This is a genomic window from Paraburkholderia heleia NBRC 101817, assembly GCF_000739775.1.
GTDB lineage: Bacteria > Pseudomonadota > Gammaproteobacteria > Burkholderiales > Burkholderiaceae > Paraburkholderia > Paraburkholderia heleia.
The window spans coordinates 162587-182691 of record NZ_BBJH01000008.1 but is presented as its reverse complement, the minus strand read 5'-3'; the positions used below and the strand labels follow the sequence as shown (position 1 = coordinate 182691).

17 protein-coding genes are annotated in these 20105 nt (G+C 65.1%); 10 read left to right on the top strand and 7 right to left on the bottom strand.

Features of this window, described 5'->3' with window-relative positions; all coding sequences use genetic code 11:
- Positions 1 to 6 precede the first annotated feature (6 nt).
- The 4 genes from BHE01S_RS09610 to BHE01S_RS09595 are packed head-to-tail and all read left to right on the top strand — an operon-like array spanning position 7 to position 3337.
- Positions 7 to 1551: a tripartite tricarboxylate transporter permease gene (locus BHE01S_RS09610; RefSeq protein ID WP_245639685.1), complete on the top strand. Its 1545-nt coding sequence runs from the start codon at positions 7 to 9 to the stop codon at positions 1549 to 1551.
- A 37-nt stretch (positions 1552 to 1588) separates the two neighbouring features.
- Complete coding sequence (locus tag BHE01S_RS09605; protein WP_042263136.1) at positions 1589 to 2158, top strand: chromate transporter; 570 nt, start codon at positions 1589 to 1591, stop codon at positions 2156 to 2158.
- Positions 2151 to 2687 (top strand): chromate transporter, encoded by a 537-nt coding sequence (locus BHE01S_RS09600; protein WP_042263135.1) that lies wholly within the window; start codon positions 2151 to 2153, stop codon positions 2685 to 2687. Before BHE01S_RS09605 ends, BHE01S_RS09600 begins: the two co-directional genes overlap by 8 nt.
- Positions 2688 to 2698: 11 nt before the next feature.
- Positions 2699 to 3337 carry a glutathione S-transferase family protein gene (locus BHE01S_RS09595; RefSeq protein WP_042263134.1) on the top strand — a complete coding sequence of 213 codons (639 nt, stop codon included), beginning with the start codon at positions 2699 to 2701 and terminating at the stop codon, positions 3335 to 3337.
- A 136-nt stretch (positions 3338 to 3473) separates the two neighbouring features.
- On the opposite strand, the gene BHE01S_RS09590 is transcribed toward BHE01S_RS09595, so the two are convergent.
- Positions 3474 to 4334, bottom strand: a complete 861-nt coding sequence (locus BHE01S_RS09590) for a LysR family transcriptional regulator (protein ID WP_042263133.1) — start codon at positions 4332 to 4334, stop codon at positions 3474 to 3476.
- Between the two features lie 95 nt (positions 4335 to 4429).
- Here BHE01S_RS09590 and mdtD point away from each other — a divergent pair, with 95 nt between their 5' ends.
- Entirely contained in the window at positions 4430 to 5884 is a 1455-nt protein-coding gene (mdtD, locus tag BHE01S_RS09585; RefSeq protein WP_281177751.1) for a multidrug transporter subunit MdtD, read from the top strand.
- A gap of 66 nt (positions 5885 to 5950) precedes the next feature.
- On the opposite strand, the gene BHE01S_RS09580 is transcribed toward mdtD, so the two are convergent.
- Genes BHE01S_RS09580 through BHE01S_RS09570 form a run of 3 tightly spaced genes read right to left on the bottom strand, consistent with a single transcriptional unit; the run spans position 5951 to position 8584 of the window.
- Positions 5951 to 6688: an ABC transporter ATP-binding protein gene (locus BHE01S_RS09580; protein ID WP_042263132.1), complete on the bottom strand. Its 738-nt coding sequence runs from the start codon at positions 6686 to 6688 to the stop codon at positions 5951 to 5953.
- A gap of 28 nt (positions 6689 to 6716) precedes the next feature.
- Entirely contained in the window at positions 6717 to 7736 is a 1020-nt protein-coding gene (locus BHE01S_RS09575) for a taurine ABC transporter substrate-binding protein (RefSeq protein WP_042263131.1), read from the bottom strand.
- A 23-nt stretch (positions 7737 to 7759) separates the two neighbouring features.
- Positions 7760 to 8584 (bottom strand): ABC transporter permease, encoded by an 825-nt coding sequence (locus tag BHE01S_RS09570; RefSeq protein WP_042263130.1) that lies wholly within the window; start codon positions 8582 to 8584, stop codon positions 7760 to 7762.
- A gap of 573 nt (positions 8585 to 9157) precedes the next feature.
- Here BHE01S_RS09570 and pdxR point away from each other — a divergent pair.
- The 4 genes from pdxR to pta all read left to right on the top strand — a co-directional run bounded on the left by pdxR (position 9158) and on the right by pta (position 14479).
- Positions 9158 to 10756: a MocR-like pyridoxine biosynthesis transcription factor PdxR gene (gene pdxR, locus BHE01S_RS09565; RefSeq protein ID WP_042263129.1), complete on the top strand. Its 1599-nt coding sequence runs from the start codon at positions 9158 to 9160 to the stop codon at positions 10754 to 10756.
- Positions 10757 to 10907: 151 nt separating this feature from the next.
- A complete protein-coding gene (locus BHE01S_RS09560) occupies positions 10908 to 11312 on the top strand; it encodes a nuclear transport factor 2 family protein (protein ID WP_042263128.1) in 405 nt (134 codons plus the stop codon).
- Between the two features lie 157 nt (positions 11313 to 11469).
- Positions 11470 to 13281 carry a sulfoacetaldehyde acetyltransferase gene (gene xsc, locus BHE01S_RS09555; protein ID WP_042263127.1) on the top strand — a complete coding sequence of 604 codons (1812 nt, stop codon included), beginning with the start codon at positions 11470 to 11472 and terminating at the stop codon, positions 13279 to 13281.
- 157 nt (positions 13282 to 13438) lie between these two features.
- On the top strand, positions 13439 to 14479 hold the full coding sequence (gene pta, locus BHE01S_RS09550; protein ID WP_042263126.1) for a phosphate acetyltransferase: 1041 nt from the start codon (positions 13439 to 13441) through the stop codon (positions 14477 to 14479).
- Between the two features lie 93 nt (positions 14480 to 14572).
- On the opposite strand, the gene BHE01S_RS09545 is transcribed toward pta, so the two are convergent.
- From BHE01S_RS09545 to BHE01S_RS09535, 3 genes are all read right to left on the bottom strand, one after another.
- On the bottom strand, positions 14573 to 16300 hold the full coding sequence (locus tag BHE01S_RS09545; protein ID WP_042263124.1) for a cobaltochelatase CobT-related protein: 1728 nt from the start codon (positions 16298 to 16300) through the stop codon (positions 14573 to 14575).
- Positions 16297 to 17304 (bottom strand): AAA family ATPase, encoded by a 1008-nt coding sequence (locus tag BHE01S_RS09540; protein WP_407669488.1) that lies wholly within the window; start codon positions 17302 to 17304, stop codon positions 16297 to 16299. The genes BHE01S_RS09545 and BHE01S_RS09540 overlap by 4 nt, the downstream gene beginning before the upstream one ends.
- 139 nt (positions 17305 to 17443) lie before the next feature.
- Positions 17444 to 18856 (bottom strand): NAD(P)/FAD-dependent oxidoreductase, encoded by a 1413-nt coding sequence (locus tag BHE01S_RS09535; RefSeq protein WP_042263122.1) that lies wholly within the window; start codon positions 18854 to 18856, stop codon positions 17444 to 17446.
- A 344-nt stretch (positions 18857 to 19200) separates the two neighbouring features.
- On the opposite strand from BHE01S_RS09535, the gene BHE01S_RS09530 reads away from it, so the two are divergent.
- Positions 19201 to 20064, top strand: a complete 864-nt coding sequence (locus tag BHE01S_RS09530) for an IclR family transcriptional regulator (protein ID WP_245639684.1) — start codon at positions 19201 to 19203, stop codon at positions 20062 to 20064.
- The last annotated feature ends 41 nt before the right edge of the window (positions 20065 to 20105 follow it).

Here is a 20105-nt window from a genome sequence, read left to right as displayed (position 1 = left end):
GCCCGCATGATGGAAAGTCTGCAAGGCATTCTGCATGGGTTGTCGATCGCGGCAACGCCGACCCATCTGCTGTATACGCTGATCGGTGTCTTCATCGGCACGATGATCAGCCACTTGCCCGGAATCGGACCGTCGGCGGGCATCGCGCTGCTGATTCCGGTGACGTTCGGCATGGATCCGACTTCGGCATTGATGATGCTGACCGGGATTTATTACGGCTGCATGTATGGCGGCGCGGTGACGGCGATCCTGCTGAATACGCCCGGCGATGCCGCCGCGGTGATGACGGTGCTCGACGGTTATCCGCTGGCGCGTAAAGGGCGCGCGGCCGCCACGCTCGCGATCGCCGCGACCAGCTCGTTCATCGCCGGCATGATCGGCGTGACGCTGCTGTCGTTCGTGGCGGCACCGCTTGCGGCCGTCGCGCTGCATTTCGGTCCCACCGAATATTTCGCGCTAATCTGCTTCGCGCTTTCGACGGCCAGTGCGCTCACCGGTGAGTCGCTCGCGAAGGGCATGATCTCAGTGTTCCTCGGTCTTGGACTCGCCACCGTCGGGATCGATCTCCAAAGCGGGGTACCGCGCTTCACGCTCGGCTTCACCGAACTGCAGGACCGCGTCAACTTCCTCGTCGTGGTGGTCGGCCTGTTCGCGATCTCGGAGGTGGGCCGCATGGTCGAAGGAACGCTCGGCGGCACGCTGCACACGGTGCGCGTCGAGGGCAAGCTGTGGTTCTCGCGCGAAGAATGGCGCCGTGCGCGTCCGGCGGCCCTGCGCGGAACGTTTGTCGGCTTCCTGTGCGGCGCCGCGCCGGGTCTCGGCGGCACGCTCGCGTCGATGCTCTCGTACGTGCTGGAAAAGAAAATTTCCAGGCATCCCGAGGAATTTGGTCACGGAGCCATCGAAGGCGTAGCCGCGCCCGAGGCGGCAACGAATGCGGACACCTGCGGCGCATTCGTTCACCTGCTGGCGCTCGGCGTGCCGGGATCCGGCTCGACCGCGGTGATCATGGGCGCGTTCATCATGTACGGCATCCAGCCGGGACCGCTGTTGTTCCATACGCAGCCGGACCTCGTGTGGGGGCTGATCGCGAGCATGTACATCGGCAATATCATGCTGTTACTGTTGAACCTGCCGCTCGTCGGGATTCTGTCGCGCATCCTGTATGTGCCGCCGGGTGTGCTGCTGAGCCTGATTCTCGTGATCGCATCGGCCGGCGTGTACTCGTTCAACAGCGATACCTTCGACCTGTATATGGCGCTCGGCTTCGGCGTACTTGGTTATGGGTTCCGCAAGTTCGATATTCCGAAGGCGCCGTTGTTGTTCGGGCTGATTCTCGGCCATACGCTCGAGCAGTCGTTCCGCCAAGCGTTGACCATCTCGAACGGCGATCCGACCGTGTTCGTGCGCAGTCCGATTTCCGCCGGGCTGCTAGTGTGCGCGTGCATTAGCATAGGCGCGTCGATCTGGAGTCGCCGGCAGCCGCCAAAGGCGTTTCAGGAAACCCAGGAGCAATTGACGGAACACCAGCTCGCCGACGACCGCCGTTGAGCGCCGGCGCCGCCCAAACCCGCTATTCGGAGTCCAGATGAATACGCAGCCCAGCAGCCCGGTGCACGACGTCTCTTGCGTGGACATTGCCGCGCTCTTTGCACGCGTCGGGCTGACGAGCTTCGGCGGCGGGCTGTCCGCATGGCTTTACCGCGAGGTGGTGACGCAGCGCGGCTGGCTCGACGAAGGGGAGTTCCTCGGCGCGATGACACTCGGGCAGATCCTGCCCGGTTCGAACGTGGTGAACCTTTCCGTGTACGTCGGGTACCGGATGCGCGGATTGCCGGGCAGCGTGGTGGCGGTCGTCGCGCTGCTCGCTCCCCCGATGATCGTGATCGTGCTGATTGCGAATGCCTTCGACACGTGGATACAAGGCGTGGCAGTCCATGCGTTTCTTGAGGGAGTCGCGGCAGCCGCGGTCGGCATGACGGCGGCGGTCGGCGTGCGTGGGGCGCGCGCCGTCAAGGATGGGCGGCGTTGGCCGCTCGTGGTGAGCGTCGCGGTGTTCGTCGCAGTGGGCGTACTGCGCTGGCCACTCGTACCGGTTGCATTCGTTGCAGGCACGGCCGGCGTGCTACTCTCGCGAGGGACAGCGCCGGATGCGTGACAACATTTATCTGCAATTGATAGCGGTGTTCGCACCGCTATCGCTGCTCTCCATCGGCGGCGGACAAAGCGTCATCGCAGACATCAACCAGCAAGCCGTCGCCATTCACGGGTGGATGACGCAGCGCGAGTTCATCGACCTGTTCGCGATCTCGCGGGCGGCGCCCGGTCCTGGCTCATTGCTGGCCACGCTGATTGGCTGGAAAGAAGCCGACTGGGCCGGCGCGGTCGTCGCATCCCTCGCGCTTTTTTTGCCGTCGTCGCTGCTTGCGCTCGCGGCAACGCACATCTGGCGCAGGCACGATCGCCATCGATGGCATCAGCGTATTCAAGCGGGACTCGCGCCAGTTGCGACAGGACTCATCCTGGCTAGCTCGCTGACGGTATTGCGCGCGGCGGCGTCAACCTGGCCGGTTTGGGTTCTCGCGCTTGCCGCACTGGCCGTATTCATGTCGCGGGCACGGATCAATCCGCTTATTGTTCTCCTTGTTGCGGGCATGTTGAACATCCTGCTGGGCAAAATCAATTGAGGGAAAATGACATGCAACTCTATGGAAGACGCAGTTCGATCAACGTGCAGAAAGTGCTGTGGTGCCTTGCCGAGCTTGAGCTTGTGGAAGGTGCCGATTTTCAGCGCATCGACGCGGGATTGCAGTTCGGTGTCGTCGATACGCCGGCGTACCGGACGCTCAATCCGAACGGCCTGGTGCCGACGCTCGTGGATGGCGGGCAAGTGATCTGGGAGTCGAACACGATATTGCGCTACCTTGCGGCGACGCGCGGCGCAGCGCACCTGCTGCCATTGGATGCGGCAGGGCGCTCGGAGGTCGAACGATGGATGGACTGGCAACTGGGCGCATTGTGGGCGACGTTGCGCGTGGCGTTCCTCGGGCTGACACGCACGCCGGAACCGCAACGCGACTATGGAGCGATTCGCGCGTCGTTTGCCGAGTCGGCTCGTCTTCTCCGTATTGCAGACGAGCGACTCCAAACGCGCGACTACCTGGCATTGGATCAGTTCACGCTCGCCGATCTCGTGGTGGCATTGGCCGTGCACCGGTGGTACGGCCTCAACGATCGTTTCCGCACGTTGCTTGCTGCGCAGCCGGAGATGCCTTCGCTCGTTCGTTGGCTGGATGCCCAACGGGCGCGCCCGGGGTTCGCTGTTTCTCATGGGTGATCAACGCGGGGATTATATTGGGTCGGACTCTAATTATAAAAATCGATAAATTATATTATGTCAAATAAAGCAACTTCCGAATCCGACAACACCTGAACCGCGCGCCACCCGGACTCCCGGCGTCCTCGCCTCACGCTCATTCCCCAATCCACGAACCGCGCAAGTCGCTGTCGTGCATGAGTTGCAGCAGCGTTTGCGCCGGGCGGGAAAGCCGCTTGCCTGCGAGCACGATGAATTCCACATTGGGCAGCGCCGGCAGGCTTGCGACGTTCACGGGCGGCGCCAGTCCGCGCGCGGCAAGGTATTGAGGCCGCACGGTGACGCCGAGTCCGGCGCGCGCCGCCGCCACGCAGCCCGAATGGCTGCTGCTCGTGCATACCAGTTGCCAGCGGAAGTCAGTCTGCGCAAGCGCGTCGAGCACCACGGCCCGCGTCACGCTCGGCTCGGCGACAAGGATGAGCGGCAGCGGCTGCGCGAGATCCATCGTCGTGCCGGCGCGCGCGAGCCATTCGAGCCGTCCGGTGAAGAGCACCGCGCCGCGTTTGTCGCCCAGTCGCCGCTTGCCCACCATCAGGTCGATGGCACCCGAATCCAGCAACTCGTACAGCCGGCCCGTCATCCCAATGGTGATCTCCAGCTCCACATCGGGGTGCGCGTTGCGAAACGCCGTCAGCACGGCAGGCAGCGGGCCGAGCGCAACGTCGTCGGAACAGCCGAGCCGCACCCGCCCGCGCAGGCGCGGCGCCCGGAACTGCCACTCGGCGCGGTCGATCGCCTGCAGGATGCTGCCGGCATGCGCCAGCATCGCCTCGCCATCGGACGTGATGGCGAGCGAATGCGTATCGCGAATAAAGAGGCGGCGCCCGACCGCCGCTTCGAGCCGGCGCACGTGATCGCTCACGCTCGACTGCGTCAGTCCGAGCTGGCGCGCCGCTTCCGTGAAACTGTGGCAACGCGCGACTGCCTCGAAGGTCCTGAGCCAGATGGGATTGAGCATGGCGGATGGTTATCGGCAATGTCGATGACAGTCAAAGTCTCTACTGGGGTTCCCGATGAGCGATGGTAACAATATCATGACGCCATTGATGACAATTGCGCCGCAAAGCCGTACCCGCCCCGACGCGGCGCGCCGAGAAGTTCCCGATGAACAATAATTCGAGCCACACGGCGCTACTATGGATCGTCGCCGCGGGCTTTTTCATGCAGACGCTCGACACGACGATCGTCAATACCGCACTCCCCTCCATTGCGCGCAGCCTTGGCGTAGGACCGCTCGTGATGCAGCCGGTCATCGTCGCATACACGCTGACCATGGCCATGCTCACACCCGCTTCGGGCTGGCTTGCCGACCGTTTCGGCACACGCCGCGTCTATTTCGTCGCGATTCTGATCTTCGTGCTCGGCTCGCTGTGCTGCGCGAGTGCGCACACGCTCGCGCAGCTCGTGGTCGCGCGCGTGCTGCAGGGCATCGGCGGATCGATGCTAATGCCGATCGGCAGGCTCGCGGTGCTGCGTGCGGTGAGCGGCGAGCAGTACGTCTCGGCGCTCGCGCTCATTTCGGTCGCCGGCCAGGTGGGGCCGATCGTCGGCCCGACGCTCGGCGGCTGGTTCGTGCAGGCGATCTCGTGGCACTGGATCTTTCTCATTAACGTGCCGATCGGCCTCGCCGGCGTGTTCGCGGTCCACCGCTATCTGCGGGACGCGTCGGGCACCGCCGCGCCCCGCTTCGATCTCGCCGGCTGCGCACTCGTGTCGCTGTGCATGATTGCGTTCTCACTGGCCTTCGACACACCGGTCCAGACGCATCGCGCCGCGTGGTCCGCCGGGCTCTTCGCAGTCGGCATCGCGGCGGCCTTCGCTTACGTGGCGTATGCACGCGACCGCCGCGATCCGCTTTTCAAGCTCCGCTTGTTCGGCGAGCCGAATTTCAGCGTCGGGCTGATCGGCAATCTCGTCTGCCGCATCGGCTCGAGTGCCGTGCCGTTTCTCGTGCCACTGCTCATGCAAATCGAGCTCGGCTACTCGCCGCTGCGCTCGGGTCTCATGATGCTGCCCGCCGCGCTCGCCGGGACGGTTGCCAAACGCTGGATTGCGCCGCTGATCCGCCGTTACGGCTACGAGACCTTCCTGTTGGTCAACACGCTCGTCGTGGGCGCATCGATCGTTGCGTTCGCACTGATCTCGCGCGGCACGCCTGTCGCCGTGGAGATTGCCGTGCTGGCCATCTTCGGCGCGGCCAACTCGATGCAGTTCGCCGCGATGAACAGTGTCACGCTCAAGGATCTCTCCCACGAAGACGCCGGCAGCGGCAACAGCCTCTTCTCCATGGTGCAAATGCTCGCAATGGGACTCGGCGTCACCATTGGCGGCGCGCTCGTGAGCCTTGGCGAGGCACAGTGGGGTTCGGTGGCGCCCGGTTTTCGCATGAGCTTCGCGGGTGTGGGCGCGATCACGCTGGTCTCCGCACTGATCTTCCGCCGCATCGACACGCAGGCGCGCGCCGCCGCTTCGCCTTCTGCAATGGCGTCGGCGGCCGCGCGCCGCTGATCCCGCAAGCGCCTCGCATCTGGGTAGCGCGTGCGTAAGCGAGCGCGTAGAAGCCGACGAATGCAGTCAGTGCGCAAGAATCCCCATCGCGCGTTTCTTCAGATCCAGGAAGTGCGGTTCGAATGCAACCTGAGGCGTACGCGGCCTTTCCAGCTCGATGGGTACGTCGAGCGCCACCCGCCCCGGTCGCGCCGAAAGCACAACGAGGCGCGTACCGAGAAAGATCGCCTCGTCGATGTCATGGGTGATGAAGACGACGGTGCAGTGGAGCTGCTCCCACAGCGCGGTCAAAAACGTCTGCATCGAACTGCGCGTCTGCGCATCCAGCGCGCCGAAGGGCTCGTCCATCAGCAGCACCTTCGGCTTCATCACGAGCGCCCGCGCGATCGCGACGCGTTGCTGCATGCCGCCCGATAGCTCATAGGGCTTGTGCCGGGCGAAGGACTCCAGCCCGATGATGCGCAGGATGTCCGCCGACTCCTTATGCCGTTGCGCCTTGGGCACCCCATGCAGGGACGGCCCGAACTCGATGTTTTCTTCCACGCTGAGCCACGGAAACAAGCCGGCCTGCTGGAACACGACGACCCGGTCGGCCCCGGGCTGGTCCTTGATCTCGCCATCGATATAGATATTGCCCTTCGTGGGCGAAGTCAGACCGGCGAGCAAATGCAGCAAGGTCGTCTTTCCGCAGCCCGAGGCGCCGAGCACGGTGATGAATTCGCCGCCCCGGAACTGCAGGTTGATGTTTTCCAGTGCCGATGTGGCGCCGAATGTCTTGTACAGTGAATCGATGACGATGTTCAAGTTCGTCTCCTGCTAGACCGTCGATGAGTCAATGCGCCAGATGTTTCGAGTACTGCGGCGCGACGTTGTTGTCGAAATTCGCCGGCACACTCGGAATGCGCCCTATCGAGTTGAGCACCTTCGCCGTATTCACCAGAGTCAGGTACGTCGCGGAGGTTTTGACGCCTGCGTCGAGGCCCATGACTTTCGGCGTGGTCTGGTCGGCGCCCGAAAACAGCTCGTAACCGGCCAGTTCGCTCGTCGCAACCGGCACCGTCACGCCCGTTGCTTTCGCCATCTCCGCGAGCGCCTTATCGCGATCCTTCATCGTCACCTGATAGCCCTGGTCGAGCGCCGCGACGAAACCGCGGACCAGGTCCGGATGCGCCTTCGCCCACTCGGAGTTGGCGATACAGACGTTGTAGCTCGAGGCTTCCCGCGGCAAGTCGCCGTCGGTCTTGATCGCCTTGCCGCCGGCCGTGCGCAGCGCGCTGAATACCGGATCCCAGACGATCGCGGCGTCGATCGCTCCGGTCACCCACGAGGTGCGCATCTGGGGCGGCGCCATATTGATCTGCGTGACGGAGGCATACGGCACATGCGCAGCCGCGAGGAAGGTCGCCAGTTCGAACGAGGCCTGCGAGCCGGCAACAATGGCGATCTTCTTGCCTTGCAGCCCGGCGACGTCGTGGATGCCGCTATCCGGCTTGACCACGATGCCCGCCGCATTCGTATAGCGCTCCTGGTTGTACACGATGGTCATCGGCAAGCCCTGTGCGATAGCGGTGACGAGCGGCGGAACGCCGAGCCCGCACATGAACGTGAGACTGTTCGATGCCAGCGCACTCATCGCCGCCGGACCCGAGCTGAAGAGCTTGTACTGGACGTCGGCGTTCATCTGCTTCTCGAACAGGTGCTCGGCCATCGACACCATGTACGGATCGGCGCCATTGTCCTCGTAGCCGATGATCACCTCGGGCTTGCTCTGCGAATGCACGGCGCCGGGAACCAGACAACTGCTCGCCAGCATAGCCGCGCTCATGCCGTAGATCCATTGCATCTTTTTCATTTTTCGTCTCCTCAGTCACCCGATCAGTTATGTCCGCGCCACGGTACGACGATATTTTCGATTTTTCGAATCGCCAGCTCCATTGCATAGCCGATCAACCCGATGATCACGATGCCGACGATCACGATGGCAACCTGCAAGGCCTGTCCGGCGAACTGCACGAGCCAGCCTAGCCCGCTGCTTGCCGCGATCAGTTCCGCGGCGACGAGACAGGTCCACGCTACGCCGATACCCACGCGCATCGCGGTGAAGATCTCCGGCATTGCCGAGGGCAGCACGACCTTGCGGAAGATTTGCGCGTTGCTCGCACCGAGCGTGCGGGCCACCTCGATGCGCAGAGGCGGCGTGCTTTTCACGCCCGACATCGTGCCGATGATGATGACGGGAATGGTGCCGACCAGAATCAGAATGGCTTTAGGCAATTCGCCGATGCCGAACCACACCACCAGCAGCGGAATATAGGCAAGCGGCGGCACCGGCCGGACGAACTGCAGCAGCGGATCGATGATGTCGAACACAATCTTGTTGCGCGACATCAGCAGCCCGATGGGTACGCCGATCGCAATCGCACCGACAAAACCGATAACGATGCGAAAGCAACTAATCAGGATGTCGCTGACAAGCGACTGGCCGCCATAGCCGTTGTGGACGATTTCGACGAAGGCCTGCCACACCGCCACCGGCGAAGGCAGCGCGAACGCCGGAAAGATGCCCGCCATCGATACGGCCTGCCAGAGCAAGACGCATATCACGAGCACGCCCGTGGTCAGCCAGTAAGAATTCAATTTCCCGTGGCCGCGGCGAATCTTGATCACCGGCTCGATCGGCGAGTCCGCGGAATGCTTCATCGTCTTTAGTCTGGGTAAGGCTCTCACCGCCGTCTCCTCAAGTTGAAAAACAATGCGCACGCCAGCGCGAAGCTCCGCGTCCGGTTCGGGTTCCGTCTCAATTCAAGTATAGTCAGCGGCTACCGGGGCAAATTTCGGCTTCTTTTATTTCGCTCGTGCAAACTCGCCCGTTTAGTCAAGCATTCTCAATCAATAAAGCGGCGGGTAGTACCAGGCGGGAAGTTCCGATGGGGCCAGCCGGGAATGACCGCTGTCTGCCGCTTTCCCGAAGCGCAGCAGCCAATTTCCTCCGATTATTTGAAATCCGCGATTCCCGGCCCCAAGGCCCGCCGGCCGGTCGCGCTGCGCCGCAGCAAGGGCCCGGCGAGCGTGTGTACGCGTCGAGTGTCTTTCGGAAAACATCGTGCTGAACGTCTCCTCGCGAACCGTCGCTCCAAAATTGTCGCTCCGAAATTGACCTAATCGACTCGGACGGCCAGAGTTGAATATCGTGTGTCGATTGACTGGCCGATCTAGCCGATATCCCGCCGCTCTTCCGTCTCTCACTGCCATCATCGATTTCCAGGAGCCAGCATGCCGACCCGTACCCCGGCCGCCCTTTGGGCACAGCAATTCCGACGGTCACCGGAGTCGAAAACCAGTCTGCAGCACCAGATCCGCGAGATGCTGGTGGCCTCCATCCTGGACGGGCAGCTGCCGCCAGACTCTGTCCTGCCGTCGAGCCGCGAGCTGGCCGAGCAGCTCGGCGTGGCGCGCAATACCGTGGTGCTCGCCTACCAGATGCTCGTGGAGGAAGGCTATCTGGTCTCGCGCGAACGCAGCGGCCACTTCGTCAACCCGGGGATGCTGGAGGGCCTGCACGGCGTAACGGTCCAACAGCGGGTCCAACAGCGGGTCCAACAGCGGGTCCAACAGCGGGTCCAACAGCGCGTCCAGCAACGGGTGCGGCAGCCCGAGGTCGTCAAACCCCATGACGCCGCAATGCCCGCCCCGCCCTCATGGAAGTCGCGCATCGTGCGCCCGCCCTCGGCCCAGCGCAACATCGTCAAACCCGCCAATTGGCAGAACTACGCATATCCCTTCATCTACGGGCAGTTCGATCAGTCGCTCTTCCCGACCAATGACTGGCGCGAGTGCTGCCTGAAAGCGCTCTCGATCATGGAGATCCGCAACTGGGCGCCCGACTTGATCGAACGCGATGACGAGTCGCTGATCCAGCAGATCCGCACGCGGGTGCTGCCACGGCGGGGCGTGTTCGCCATGCCCGAGGAAATCATCATCACAAACGGCTGCCAGCAGGCGCTCTATCTCGTCGCCGACCTGCTCTGCGGCAGGAACACGACGGTCGGCTTCGAGAATCCGGGATATCCCGATGCCCGCAATATTTTCGTGAATCGCAACGCGCAGCTGCTCGAACTGCCGATCGACGGAGAAGGAATCGATCCCGTGCGCCTGCGCGACTCGCTCGCCCGCTGCGATTACGTGTTCGTCACGCCGAGCCATCAGTGCCCGACCACGGCCACCATGCCCCTCGCCCGCCGCCAGGCACTGCTCGAACTCGCCCAGCAGCACGACTTCGTCATCATCGAAGACGACTACGAGAGCGAAAACACTTTCTCCGGCACGCCGCATCCGGCCTTGAAGAGCCTCGACACGGCCGATCGCGTGATCTACGTCGGCAGCCTTTCGAAGACGTTCGCTCCCGGACTGCGTCTCGGTTACGTGGTCGGCCCGCAAGAACTCGTGCGCGAGTTGCGCGCGCTGCGCCGCCTGATGGTCCGCCACCCGGTGGCCTATATCCAGCGCGCGTTCGCGACGTTTCTCGCGCTCGGACACCACGACGCGCTTCTGCGCCGGCTCGCGCATGCCTACAAGGAGCGAGCCCGCGCGTTGATGGCGGCGCTCGACGCCCACCTGCCCGAGGTCCGTTACGTGTCGATCGGCGGCGGCGCGTCGTGCTGGGTCCAGGGGCCGGCGTGGCTGGACGCCGCGCGCCTTGCCGACGATGCGCGCGAGGCCGGCATTCTGATCGAGCCCGGCGGCGTGTTCTTCGCCGACGAGGCCGGACCCAGCCCATGGTTCCGCATGGGATTCTCCGCCATCAAGCTCGAGAAAATCGAACCCGGCGTGCGCGCGCTCGCCGAGGTCGTGCGCAAGCAGCGGCCTGCCTGAGTCTCCCAGAAAGTCTCCGGGCACTGGCCCAGGCGAAAGCCCGGCACTGGTGCTACCGCCGTCGGCAGGCAAACCCTAACGTGTCGATATACCGTACCGCGCGCGACGCCTCGCGCAGCGGACGGCACCCGCTTTCCCAGTGGAGACACGTATGGCAGACACGCTCGGCGCCCAACGCGCCGTCACGGCCGGCACGCTCGCCGCCTTTTCCGATGCCTTCAACCGCCATGACGCCGACGCACTGATGGGGTTCATGACCGAAGACTGCGTGTTCGACGCGGCCGGCGGTCCCGACATCCATGGCACCCGCTTCGTCGGGCGTGAGGCGGTACGCGCCGCTTTCGAAGCGGTCTTCCGCTCGTTTCCGGACGCCCATTGGGGCAGCGGCCGCCACTACGTCGCGGGCGAACGCGGCGTATCCGAATGGGTATTCAGCGGCACGCATGCCGAAGGCTGGCGCATCGAGGCCGAAGGCTGCGATCTCTTCGAGTTCCGCGACGGCCTGATCGCCGTGAAGCGCGCGTTCCGCAAGGAGCGCCCAAGGCAGCCCGGTTGACCGGCGTGCAGCGGCGCAGCGGTCGCCAGTGTTTTGAAACGAAACGTTCCATTCCATTTCAGATTCACCCATCGAGGACGGAATCCCTTGACCCTCATAGGGTGCCGAATAGCATTCAAAACACGGCGTTCCGTCAAACGATAACCGGAGACAGTTGATGAGCGAAAAGACCCCCACCCAGACGGCTGGCGGCCCGCAGGACATGACCCCGTCCGAGGCCTTCGTCGAAACCCTCGCGGCCAACGGCGTGACCGACATGTTCGGCATCATGGGCTCCGCGTTCATGGATGCGATGGACATTTTCGCGCCCGCCGGCATTCGTCTCATTCCCGTGGTTCACGAGCAGGGCGCGGCGCACATGGCCGACGGCTACTCGCGCGTATCGGGCCGCCACGGCGTCGTGATCGGCCAGAACGGTCCCGGCATCAGCAACTGCGTAACGGCCATTGCGGCGGCCTACTGGGCCCACAGCCCGGTCGTGATCGTCACGCCGGAGGCAGGCACGATGGGCATTGGCCTCGGCGGCTTCCAGGAAGCGAATCAGCTGCCGATGTTCCAGGAGTTCACGAAGTACCAGGGCCACGTGACGAACCCCGCGCGCATGGCCGAGTACACCGCGCGCTGCTTCGACCGCGCGATGTCCGAAATGGGCCCGACCCAGCTGAACATTCCGCGCGATTACTTCTACGGCAAGATCAAGGCCGAAATTCCCCAGCCGCGCCGGCTCGACCGCGGCCCCGGCGGCGCCGAAAGCCTGAACGAAGCAGCCGATCTGATCGCAGCCGCGAAGTTCCCGGTCATCATTTCCGGCGGCGGCGTCGTGATGGGCGATGCGATCGAGGCGTGCGAGGCGCTCGCCGAACGCCTCGGCGCGCCCGTCGTCAACAGCTACCTGCACAACGATTCGTTTCCGGCGAACCATCCGCTCTGGTGCGGCCCGCTCGGCTACCAGGGATCGAAGGCCGCGATGAAGCTGATCTCGCGGGCGGACGTCGTGATTGCACTCGGCTCGCGCCTCGGCCCGTTCGGCACGCTGCCGCAACATGGTATGGACTACTGGCCAAAAGACGCGAAGATCATCCAGATCGACGCCGATCACAAGATGCTCGGCCTCGTGAAGAAGATTTCGGTGGGCATTTGCGGCGACGCGAAGGCTTCGGCGCAGGCGCTGACCGAGCGCCTCGCCAACCGCACCCTCGCAAGCGACGCCAACCGCGCCGAGCGCGCGGACCAGATCGCCACGGAAAAGGCCGCCTGGGAAAAGGAACTCGACTCGTGGACGCACGAGCGCGACGCCTACAGCCTCGACATGATCGAAGAGCAGAAGCACGAGCGCACGCCCACCGGCGGCGAGTATCTGCATCCGCGCCAGGTGCTGCGCGAACTCGAGAAGGCGATGCCCGAGGACGTCATGGTGTCGACCGACATCGGCAACATCAACTCCGTCGCGAACAGCTATCTGCGCTTCAACAAGCCGCGCAGCCTCTTCGCCGCGATGAGCTGGGGTAACTGCGGCTACGCGTTCCCGACCATCATCGGCGCAAAGGTGGCGGCGCCCCACCGCCCCGCGATCTCGTATGCGGGCGACGGCGCCTGGGGCATGAGCATGATGGAAACGCTCACCTGCGTGCGTCACAACATTCCGGTGACGGCCGTCGTGTTCCACAACCGCCAATGGGGCGCCGAGAAGAAGAACCAGGTGGACTTCTACGACCGCCGCTTCGTGGCCGGCGAGCTGGAAAGCCCGAGCTTCGCCGGCATCGCGAAGGCGATGGGCGCGCAAGGCATCGTGGTGGACAAGCTAGAGGATGTGGGCCCGGCGCTCAAGCGCGCGATCGATCTGCAGATGAACCAGGGCAAGACGACCATCGTCGAGATCATGTGCACGCGCGAGCTGGGCGATCCGTTCCGCCGCGACGCGCTCTCGAAGCCCGTGCGTCTGCTCGACAAGTACAAGGATTTCGTCTGAAGGGCCAGCAGCAACCCGCGCGCGCCATAGGTTGCAAAGCGGCGCACGCGGACTTGCGCGTTTGCCGGCCGCAGGCGGGGCATCCGCTTGTGGCCGGTTTTCGTCTGGTGACGCCAGGTGCTGGCGCGAGTCCATCCGTTTTTGAGCCCATGACACCATGAAAGCCCTGAACCGTATCGTCGAGAACGCACGTCTCGCGCCGATGCGCATCGTGCTGTGCGAAGCCGATGACGCACGCGTACTCGCCGCCGCAGCGCGGGCGAACCAGGAGGGCATCGCGCGCATCCTGCTCGTGGGCGACCCGGGCGCCATCCGCGCGGCCGCCGCGCGCGAGTCGGTCGACCTCGGCGAGATCACGCTGATCGACCCGCAAGACAGCGCCTGGCGCGCGGCCTTCGCCGACGAACTGGTCACGCTTCGCCGTGCCAGGGGCATGACACCTGAGCTTGCGTGGGAGGAAGCCGCGAAACCGCTCGTCTTTGCCAACCTGATGGTGCGTCTCGGCCACGCGGACGGTTCGGTGGCGGGCGCCGTTCACACGAGCGCCGACGTGGTGCGCACGGCCATCCAGCTGATCGGCGTCGAGCCGTCGTTCAAGCTCGTCTCGAGCTTCTTCCTGATGATGCTGTGCGAGCCGTTTCATCGCTATAAAGGCGCCCTGATCTTCTCCGACTGCGCGCTCGTGGTGGACCCCGACGCCGCGCAGCTCGCCGAAATCGCCATGGCCGCCGCCGACAGCGCGCGCAGCCTGCTGATGGAAGAGCCGCGCGTTGCGATGCTGTCGTTCTCGACGAGCGGCAGCGCCCACCATGCGAGCGTGGACAAGGTGATCGAGGCGACGCGGCGCGTGCACGAGCAGCGCCCCGCCCTGTGCGTGGACGGCGACGTGCAGCTCGACGCGGCGCTCGTTGCGGAGATCGCCGAGCGCAAGATCGAGCATTCTCAGTGCGGCGGCCACGCGAACGTGCTGGTCTTCCCGAATCTCGACGCGGGCAATATCGGCTACAAGCTCGCGGAACGCCTTGGCGGCGCCAAGGCCATCGGCCCGTTGATGCAGGGTCTGAACCGGCCCGCCAACGATCTTTCGCGCGGCTGCTGCCCCGAGGACATCTATTACGTGATCGCGACCACGGCGGTCCAGGCGCAGACGGCCCGCCAACGCGACGTCACTCACTCGTTGGAGCCCCACGCGGCATGACGCATGAGAAGGTCCCGGCTGACGGTTTGATGTGACCTGGGGATGATGGCCCGCGCAGGAATCGATATCTGCGCACAGGCCGCCGACATTGCGCTAACGCGGCGCCCCGACCCATCCTGCGAGCGCGATCAGCCGCGCCATATCGAGCGGCTCGCCGGAGTCGATCGCGACGCAATGCCGGTAGTACGGACTGAGGTCCAGCCCGACACCTAACCCGATCACGTCGACATCGCGCATTGCCTCGTGGCGCGCTACCACCTCCTTCAGGTGATTGTCGAGATAGAAAGCGTCGTTCGTCTGCGCCGTGGCCGTGTCCATCGGGCTGCCGTCCGAGATCGCGACGAGAATGCGCCGCGCCTCGCTGCGGCCCGCGAGCCGGGCGCACGCCCATTCGACGGCTTCCCCGTCCACGCCCTCGCGAAAGAGGTCCGCCTTCAAAAGCGCGGCAATGGCCGGGCGCGCGCGCCGCCAGTTCTCGTCGGCGGACTTGAATACCATGTGACAGGTCTCGTTGAGGCGCCCCGGATGCGGCGGACGCCCGCCTGCGAACCAGTCAGCCCTCGCGCGGCCGCCGTTCCAGGCGAGCGTCGTGAAGCCGAGCACTTCGCTCGCGATGCCCGCCTGCTCGCACGCGCGCGCGAGCAGATCGACCATCGTCGCAACGGACTCGATATGCGCCTTCATCGATCCCGAGCAATCGATCAGGAAGCCCACCACGCAATCGCTGCGCGGCTCGTATCGCTCGCGCCTGAACACGCGCCGCTCGGCGGGCGAGCTGACGACCTGCGCGAGGCGCCTGCCGTCGATGCGGCCGTCCTCCTCGCCAAAGAGCCAGCCATCGCGCTGCGGCACCGCAATCGCCATCTGCAGCGCGCGCGCGAGGCGCGCGACGTTGACGCCACTCGCGGCGATGCGCTCGTCGAGCCGCTCGCGATACTCGCGCAGCAGCGTTTCGCGCACGCGCGCGGCGGGCCGGAACTCGCGGTCGTACGCTGTCGTGTAGGCGCGATAGCCATTCGCCGCTTCGGCGAGCACGCGGCTCACGCCGGTCGGCGCGAGCGCGGGCAGTTCGACCGTCGTTTCGTCGAAATCGACCCACAGCGAGAACGACGTCAATGCGTCGTCGGGTGCGCGCGCTTGCCCGGCGTCGTCTACGGCGCTTGCCGCGCGCGCGTCGTCGAGCATCGTCGCGACGCGGCGCGCCAGCTCGCGGGCATGCGCCGCATAGGCGCGCTGGTCTGCGCAAGTTGCACGCAGCCCCGCAAGCTGCACGCCGATCGCAGGCGCAATGCCGGCGCGCGTCGCCTCGATCAGATCCTCGGTCTCGTCGAGCACGGGCCAGCCGCTCACGCGCGACCAGACAATCTGCGTCACCGTATAGAGCAGAATGCCGAGATGGCCTTCGGTCAAGCCCGCCCGGCAATAAGCGCGTGACCAGGTTTCGAACCGGTGTCGCAGGTTGTGCGCGAGTCCCGGCATGCCGGGCGGCAGTTGCGCCTCGCAGCGCATCTGCTCGAACCACTCAAACAGCAGGCGCTCGATCGGCGCTTCGGGAGCCAGCTGCCGGTGCAACGCCGCGTCGGAATGGAGGAGCCGCTGCGCGGCGGCGTCGGCGGCGCCGCGCAGCGAGGCGAACTCGTCCTCGTAGACATCGCTGCGCAGATGCGGCGCATGCAGCGGCAAGGGCCGCGACTCGCGGCAAAGCCTGCCGCCGCGATAATGGAGCGCGGCGTCGCCCGTGAGCGCGCGCACGGCGGCCGCGCATAGCGCCTCGCGCCGCAGCGCGGTGCGCACGGCCTCGGGCGCAGGCGTGGAGCTCACGCGCGCGGCTCCCGCGGCGCGCCGCCTTCGCCGCCCTTCGCGGCGGGCGCGGCGTCCAGCTCGACGCCGAAGCAGCGCTGGTAATACTCGGCGACGATCGGCCGCTCAGCCTCGTCGCACTTGTTCAGGAACGTGAGCCGGAACGCGAGTGCGGGATCGCGGAAAATCTGGCAGTTCTCGGCCCAGTCGATGACGGTGCGCGGCGACATCAGCGTGGAGAGATCGCCGGTCGCGAAGCCCTTGCGCGTCATCGCCGCCATGCTGATCATCGAATCGACGAGTTGCCGCCCTGCGTCGTCGGACATCTCGGGCACGCGGGCGAGCACGATGCCGGCCTCTTCCTCGCGCGGCAGGTAGTTGAGCGTGGCGACCACGTTCCAGCGGTCCATTTGCGCATGGTTCAGCATCTGCGTGCCGTGATACAGGCCGTTGAGATTGCCGAGGCCGATCGTATTGGTGGTCGCGAAGAGGCGGAAGTGGGCGTGCGGGCGGATCACGCGATTCTGGTCGAGCAGCGTGAAACTGCCGTCGCGCTCGAGAATGCGCTGGATCACGAACATCACGTCGGGGCGGCCCGCATCGTATTCGTCGAAGATCAGCGCGACTGGCCGCTGCAGCGCCCATGGCACGATCCCCTCCTGGAACTCCGTGACCTGGCGGCCGTCGCGCACCACGATCGCGTCCTTGCCGACGAGATCGAGCCGGCTGATATGGCCGTCGAGATTCACGCGCACGCACGGCCAGTTCAGGCGCGCCGCGACCTGCTCGATATGCGTGGACTTGCCCGTGCCGTGCAGCCCCTGCACCATCACCCGCCGGTTGCGCGTAAAGCCGGCGAGTATGGCGAGCGTGACTTCGGGGTTGAAGCGATAGGCCTCATCCACGTCCGGCACGTGGGCGTCGCGCTCGCTGAAGGCCGGCACCCTCAGGTTCGAATCGAAGCCGAAGCGCTCGCGCACCGACACCATGCGATCCGGACCCTCCATTGCGCATTCCGTGGTCATCGCGTTTTCCTTATCGCTTTCATGACTGCATGCAGGTTGCGGCTTCATTTTTCGATGCGGCCCGTGCCGTGTGACCGGCGCAACGCGGTTTTTCAGGTTTGCCTGCATACCACTGCGAACACAGAAAAACACACCCGCCTCAAGCCTTCTCATCCCGCCTGAAGTACTGCAAATAAAGCATGCGCTGCCCAATGCGCCTGAACGGCGCAAACGGATGCCCAGGCAGCGGCGTGGTAAAAATCGGCAGCGTCTGCTGCCCACCCTTACCGGCGATCCGTTCAGCAAGCCGCCTTCCCGCTTGCTGCGAATAAGAGACCCCGTTACCCCCATAGCCGAGCGCATAAAACACCGATTGCCGCGGATCGGGCTGGCACACCCGAGGCATCATGTCGTGGCTCACATCCACCCACCCCCACCACGAATAGTCGATCTGCACGCCGCGCAGCGCCGGAAACTTGCGCGCCATGCCTTCCCTGAGCAGATCGAGATGGCGCGGATTGGGCGCATCCTCGCCGGTGATCGCGCTGCGGCTGCCAATCTGCAGCCGGCCGTCGGGCAGGAATCGATAGTAAAAGCGCAACGTGCGCGTGTCCGTGAGCACCTGGGTCGTGCGAAAGCCGCACGCGGCGATCTCGGCTTCGGTGAGCGGGCGCGTGACCATGGAGTTCGAGAGGATCGGCATGATTTTGCTGCGCAGCGTGGGATGCAGCGTCTGCGCCGTGTACGCCCCCGTCGCGATGCCCACCGCGCGCGCGCGCACGACGCCCCCCGGCGTGCGCAGATGATGCACGCCGTTGACGGTTTCCCATCCCGTCACCGGACTGCTGGTGTGGACTCTGGCGCCTGCGGTACGCGCGAGACGCAGATACCCGAACGCGAGCTTCAACGCGTGGATGCCGATTCCTTCGGGCTCGTGCAGCGCGCCGGCCGCCTCGTGGTCGTCGATGAATTCGCGGCGAAATGTCTGCGCGCTCAAAAGCTCCGAGGGGTACCCGAATACGTCCTTCCAGACCTTCGCCTCGGCGGCGAGCTTCGCCATGATGCGCGGCCGGTGCGCGATCAGGAAGTGGCCACCTGGCTGCGGATCGCAATCGATCTCGGCAACGAGTTCCTTGAAATGATCGAAGCCCTGCTGGATCTCGTCGTGCATTTTCAGGGCGACGTCCTTGCCCCAGCGCTCGATCCATTGCGAGCGCGAGAGGCGGCCCGAGGCATTCTGCCCCTGTCCGCCATTGCGGCTGCTGCAGCCCCAGCTCGTGCGGTTCGCCTCTAGCACCACGGCCTTGATGCCATGCTCGCGCGCGAGGCAGAGCGCCGTGGCGAGCCCCGTGTAGCCCGCACCGATGATCGCGACATCCACGTCGAGATCTTTCGTGACGGGGCCGTCATCGGGGGGCGGGCTGCCCGCCGTCGCGACCCAGTAGGTCGGCGCGTAATCCTTGCCGGCGCCCGGGCCCGGCGAGACGAGCGGATCGTACGTGGGGTCGTACTTCGTGGAGCCGGCATCGCTCGCGGCAAAGCCGGCGGCGGAATCGACTGTGCTGTATCCCATGATCAATGCTCCACAGGCTTCGTGAAGACACTTGCACGCTCCGCTGCGAGAGCGGTTCCTGCCGACTGCCTGTTCGTCATGCCTGTCTCCTGTCGAATTGAGCCGGCGCTTCGGCGCTCTGTTGGGAAAAATTCTAGGCAGACCAGAATTACACAGGTAGAGCCAGTGGCCCGGTATCGCCTGGTACAGCGGCCTGGTGCCGTTGCCTGGTGCAGCGCGGGAATCATTTGCATGACGTATCGGGGTAATCCGCTACGTAACCCGGTGAACTTTGCGCTCATACTGAAATGTGCCCGGAAACTCGAACAATTCGTTTCAATTCCACGCCCTTCAGGAGGAGCCCGATGCGCGACATGGCGCGAGAGACGAAGCAAAATCCGCCGCAAAACAGGGCGCAAGACCACGCCCCCGCGTTGCGCGAAGCAGCGTCGGCGGACGACGCTCGCGTGCTGCGCGCGCTCGTGGTGCTGGAGCAACTGGCGTCCGCGGGCCAGCCGTACACGCTCTCGCAGTTGTCCGCCCGGCTGCATATTCCCAAGGCGACGCTGCTGCGCCTCATCGATTCGCTGGAAGCGCGCGGCTACGTCATTCATATGCCCGACTCGCGCGGGCACGACCGCAGCCTCGCGCTGGGCCCGCGCGCGGCGCACCTTGCGCTCGCCACGCTCGCCAACAACACCTTCACGCGCTCGTGCCGCGTGCTGCTGCGCACACTCGTGGAAGCGCTCGGCGAAACCTGCAATCTCACCGCGCTCGACGGCGACCGCGTCCTCTACATCGAGCGTGTCGAGACAACGGAGCCGTTGCGCATGGAAATGCACCCGGGCATGCACGTTCCGCTGCACTGCACCGCGAGCGGCAAACTCTTTCTCTCGCAGATGTCGGTGCTCGAGCGCAACGCGCTGCTCGAACGCCTCGTGCTGACAAAGATGACGCCCCGCACGCTGACCGCCCCCAAGGCGCTCGCGGCCGAGCTCGAACAGCTTGCGGTGCGCGGCATCGGCATCGACAACGAAGAGTTCGTACGCGGCATGGTGGCGATTGCGGTGCCGGTGCGCGACCCCGGGAGCAAACACGTGCTCGCCGCGCTCGCTGTGCATGCCCCGACCGCGCGCGCGACCCTCGAGGAACTGCTGGAGTCTGTGGCTCGCATGAAGCAGACGGCGAGCCGACTCGCGCCGCTGCTCCAGGGGCTCTCGCTCGCCTGAGCGGGCGCCGGCGCGTCGCCGCTTCGGCGGCAAAACGGGCG

Coding starts and splice junctions, on each gene's coding strand:
- BHE01S_RS09610 (WP_245639685.1), top strand. CDS start 7: ATGATGGAAAGTCTGCAAGGCATTCTGCATGGGTTGTCGATCGCGGCA.
- BHE01S_RS09605 (WP_042263136.1), top strand. CDS start 1,589: ATGAATACGCAGCCCAGCAGCCCGGTGCACGACGTCTCTTGCGTGGAC.
- BHE01S_RS09600 (WP_042263135.1), top strand. CDS start 2,151: ATGCGTGACAACATTTATCTGCAATTGATAGCGGTGTTCGCACCGCTA.
- BHE01S_RS09595 (WP_042263134.1), top strand. CDS start 2,699: ATGCAACTCTATGGAAGACGCAGTTCGATCAACGTGCAGAAAGTGCTG.
- BHE01S_RS09590 (WP_042263133.1), bottom strand. CDS start 4,334: ATGCTCAATCCCATCTGGCTCAGGACCTTCGAGGCAGTCGCGCGTTGC.
- BHE01S_RS09575 (WP_042263131.1), bottom strand. CDS start 7,736: ATGAAAAAGATGCAATGGATCTACGGCATGAGCGCGGCTATGCTGGCG.
- BHE01S_RS09570 (WP_042263130.1), bottom strand. CDS start 8,584: ATGAAGCATTCCGCGGACTCGCCGATCGAGCCGGTGATCAAGATTCGC.
- pdxR (WP_042263129.1), top strand. CDS start 9,158: ATGCCGACCCGTACCCCGGCCGCCCTTTGGGCACAGCAATTCCGACGG.
- BHE01S_RS09560 (WP_042263128.1), top strand. CDS start 10,908: ATGGCAGACACGCTCGGCGCCCAACGCGCCGTCACGGCCGGCACGCTC.
- xsc (WP_042263127.1), top strand. CDS start 11,470: ATGAGCGAAAAGACCCCCACCCAGACGGCTGGCGGCCCGCAGGACATG.
- pta (WP_042263126.1), top strand. CDS start 13,439: ATGAAAGCCCTGAACCGTATCGTCGAGAACGCACGTCTCGCGCCGATG.
- BHE01S_RS09540 (WP_407669488.1), bottom strand. CDS start 17,304: ATGACCACGGAATGCGCAATGGAGGGTCCGGATCGCATGGTGTCGGTG.
- BHE01S_RS09535 (WP_042263122.1), bottom strand. CDS start 18,856: ATGGGATACAGCACAGTCGATTCCGCCGCCGGCTTTGCCGCGAGCGAT.
- BHE01S_RS09530 (WP_245639684.1), top strand. CDS start 19,201: ATGCGCGACATGGCGCGAGAGACGAAGCAAAATCCGCCGCAAAACAGG.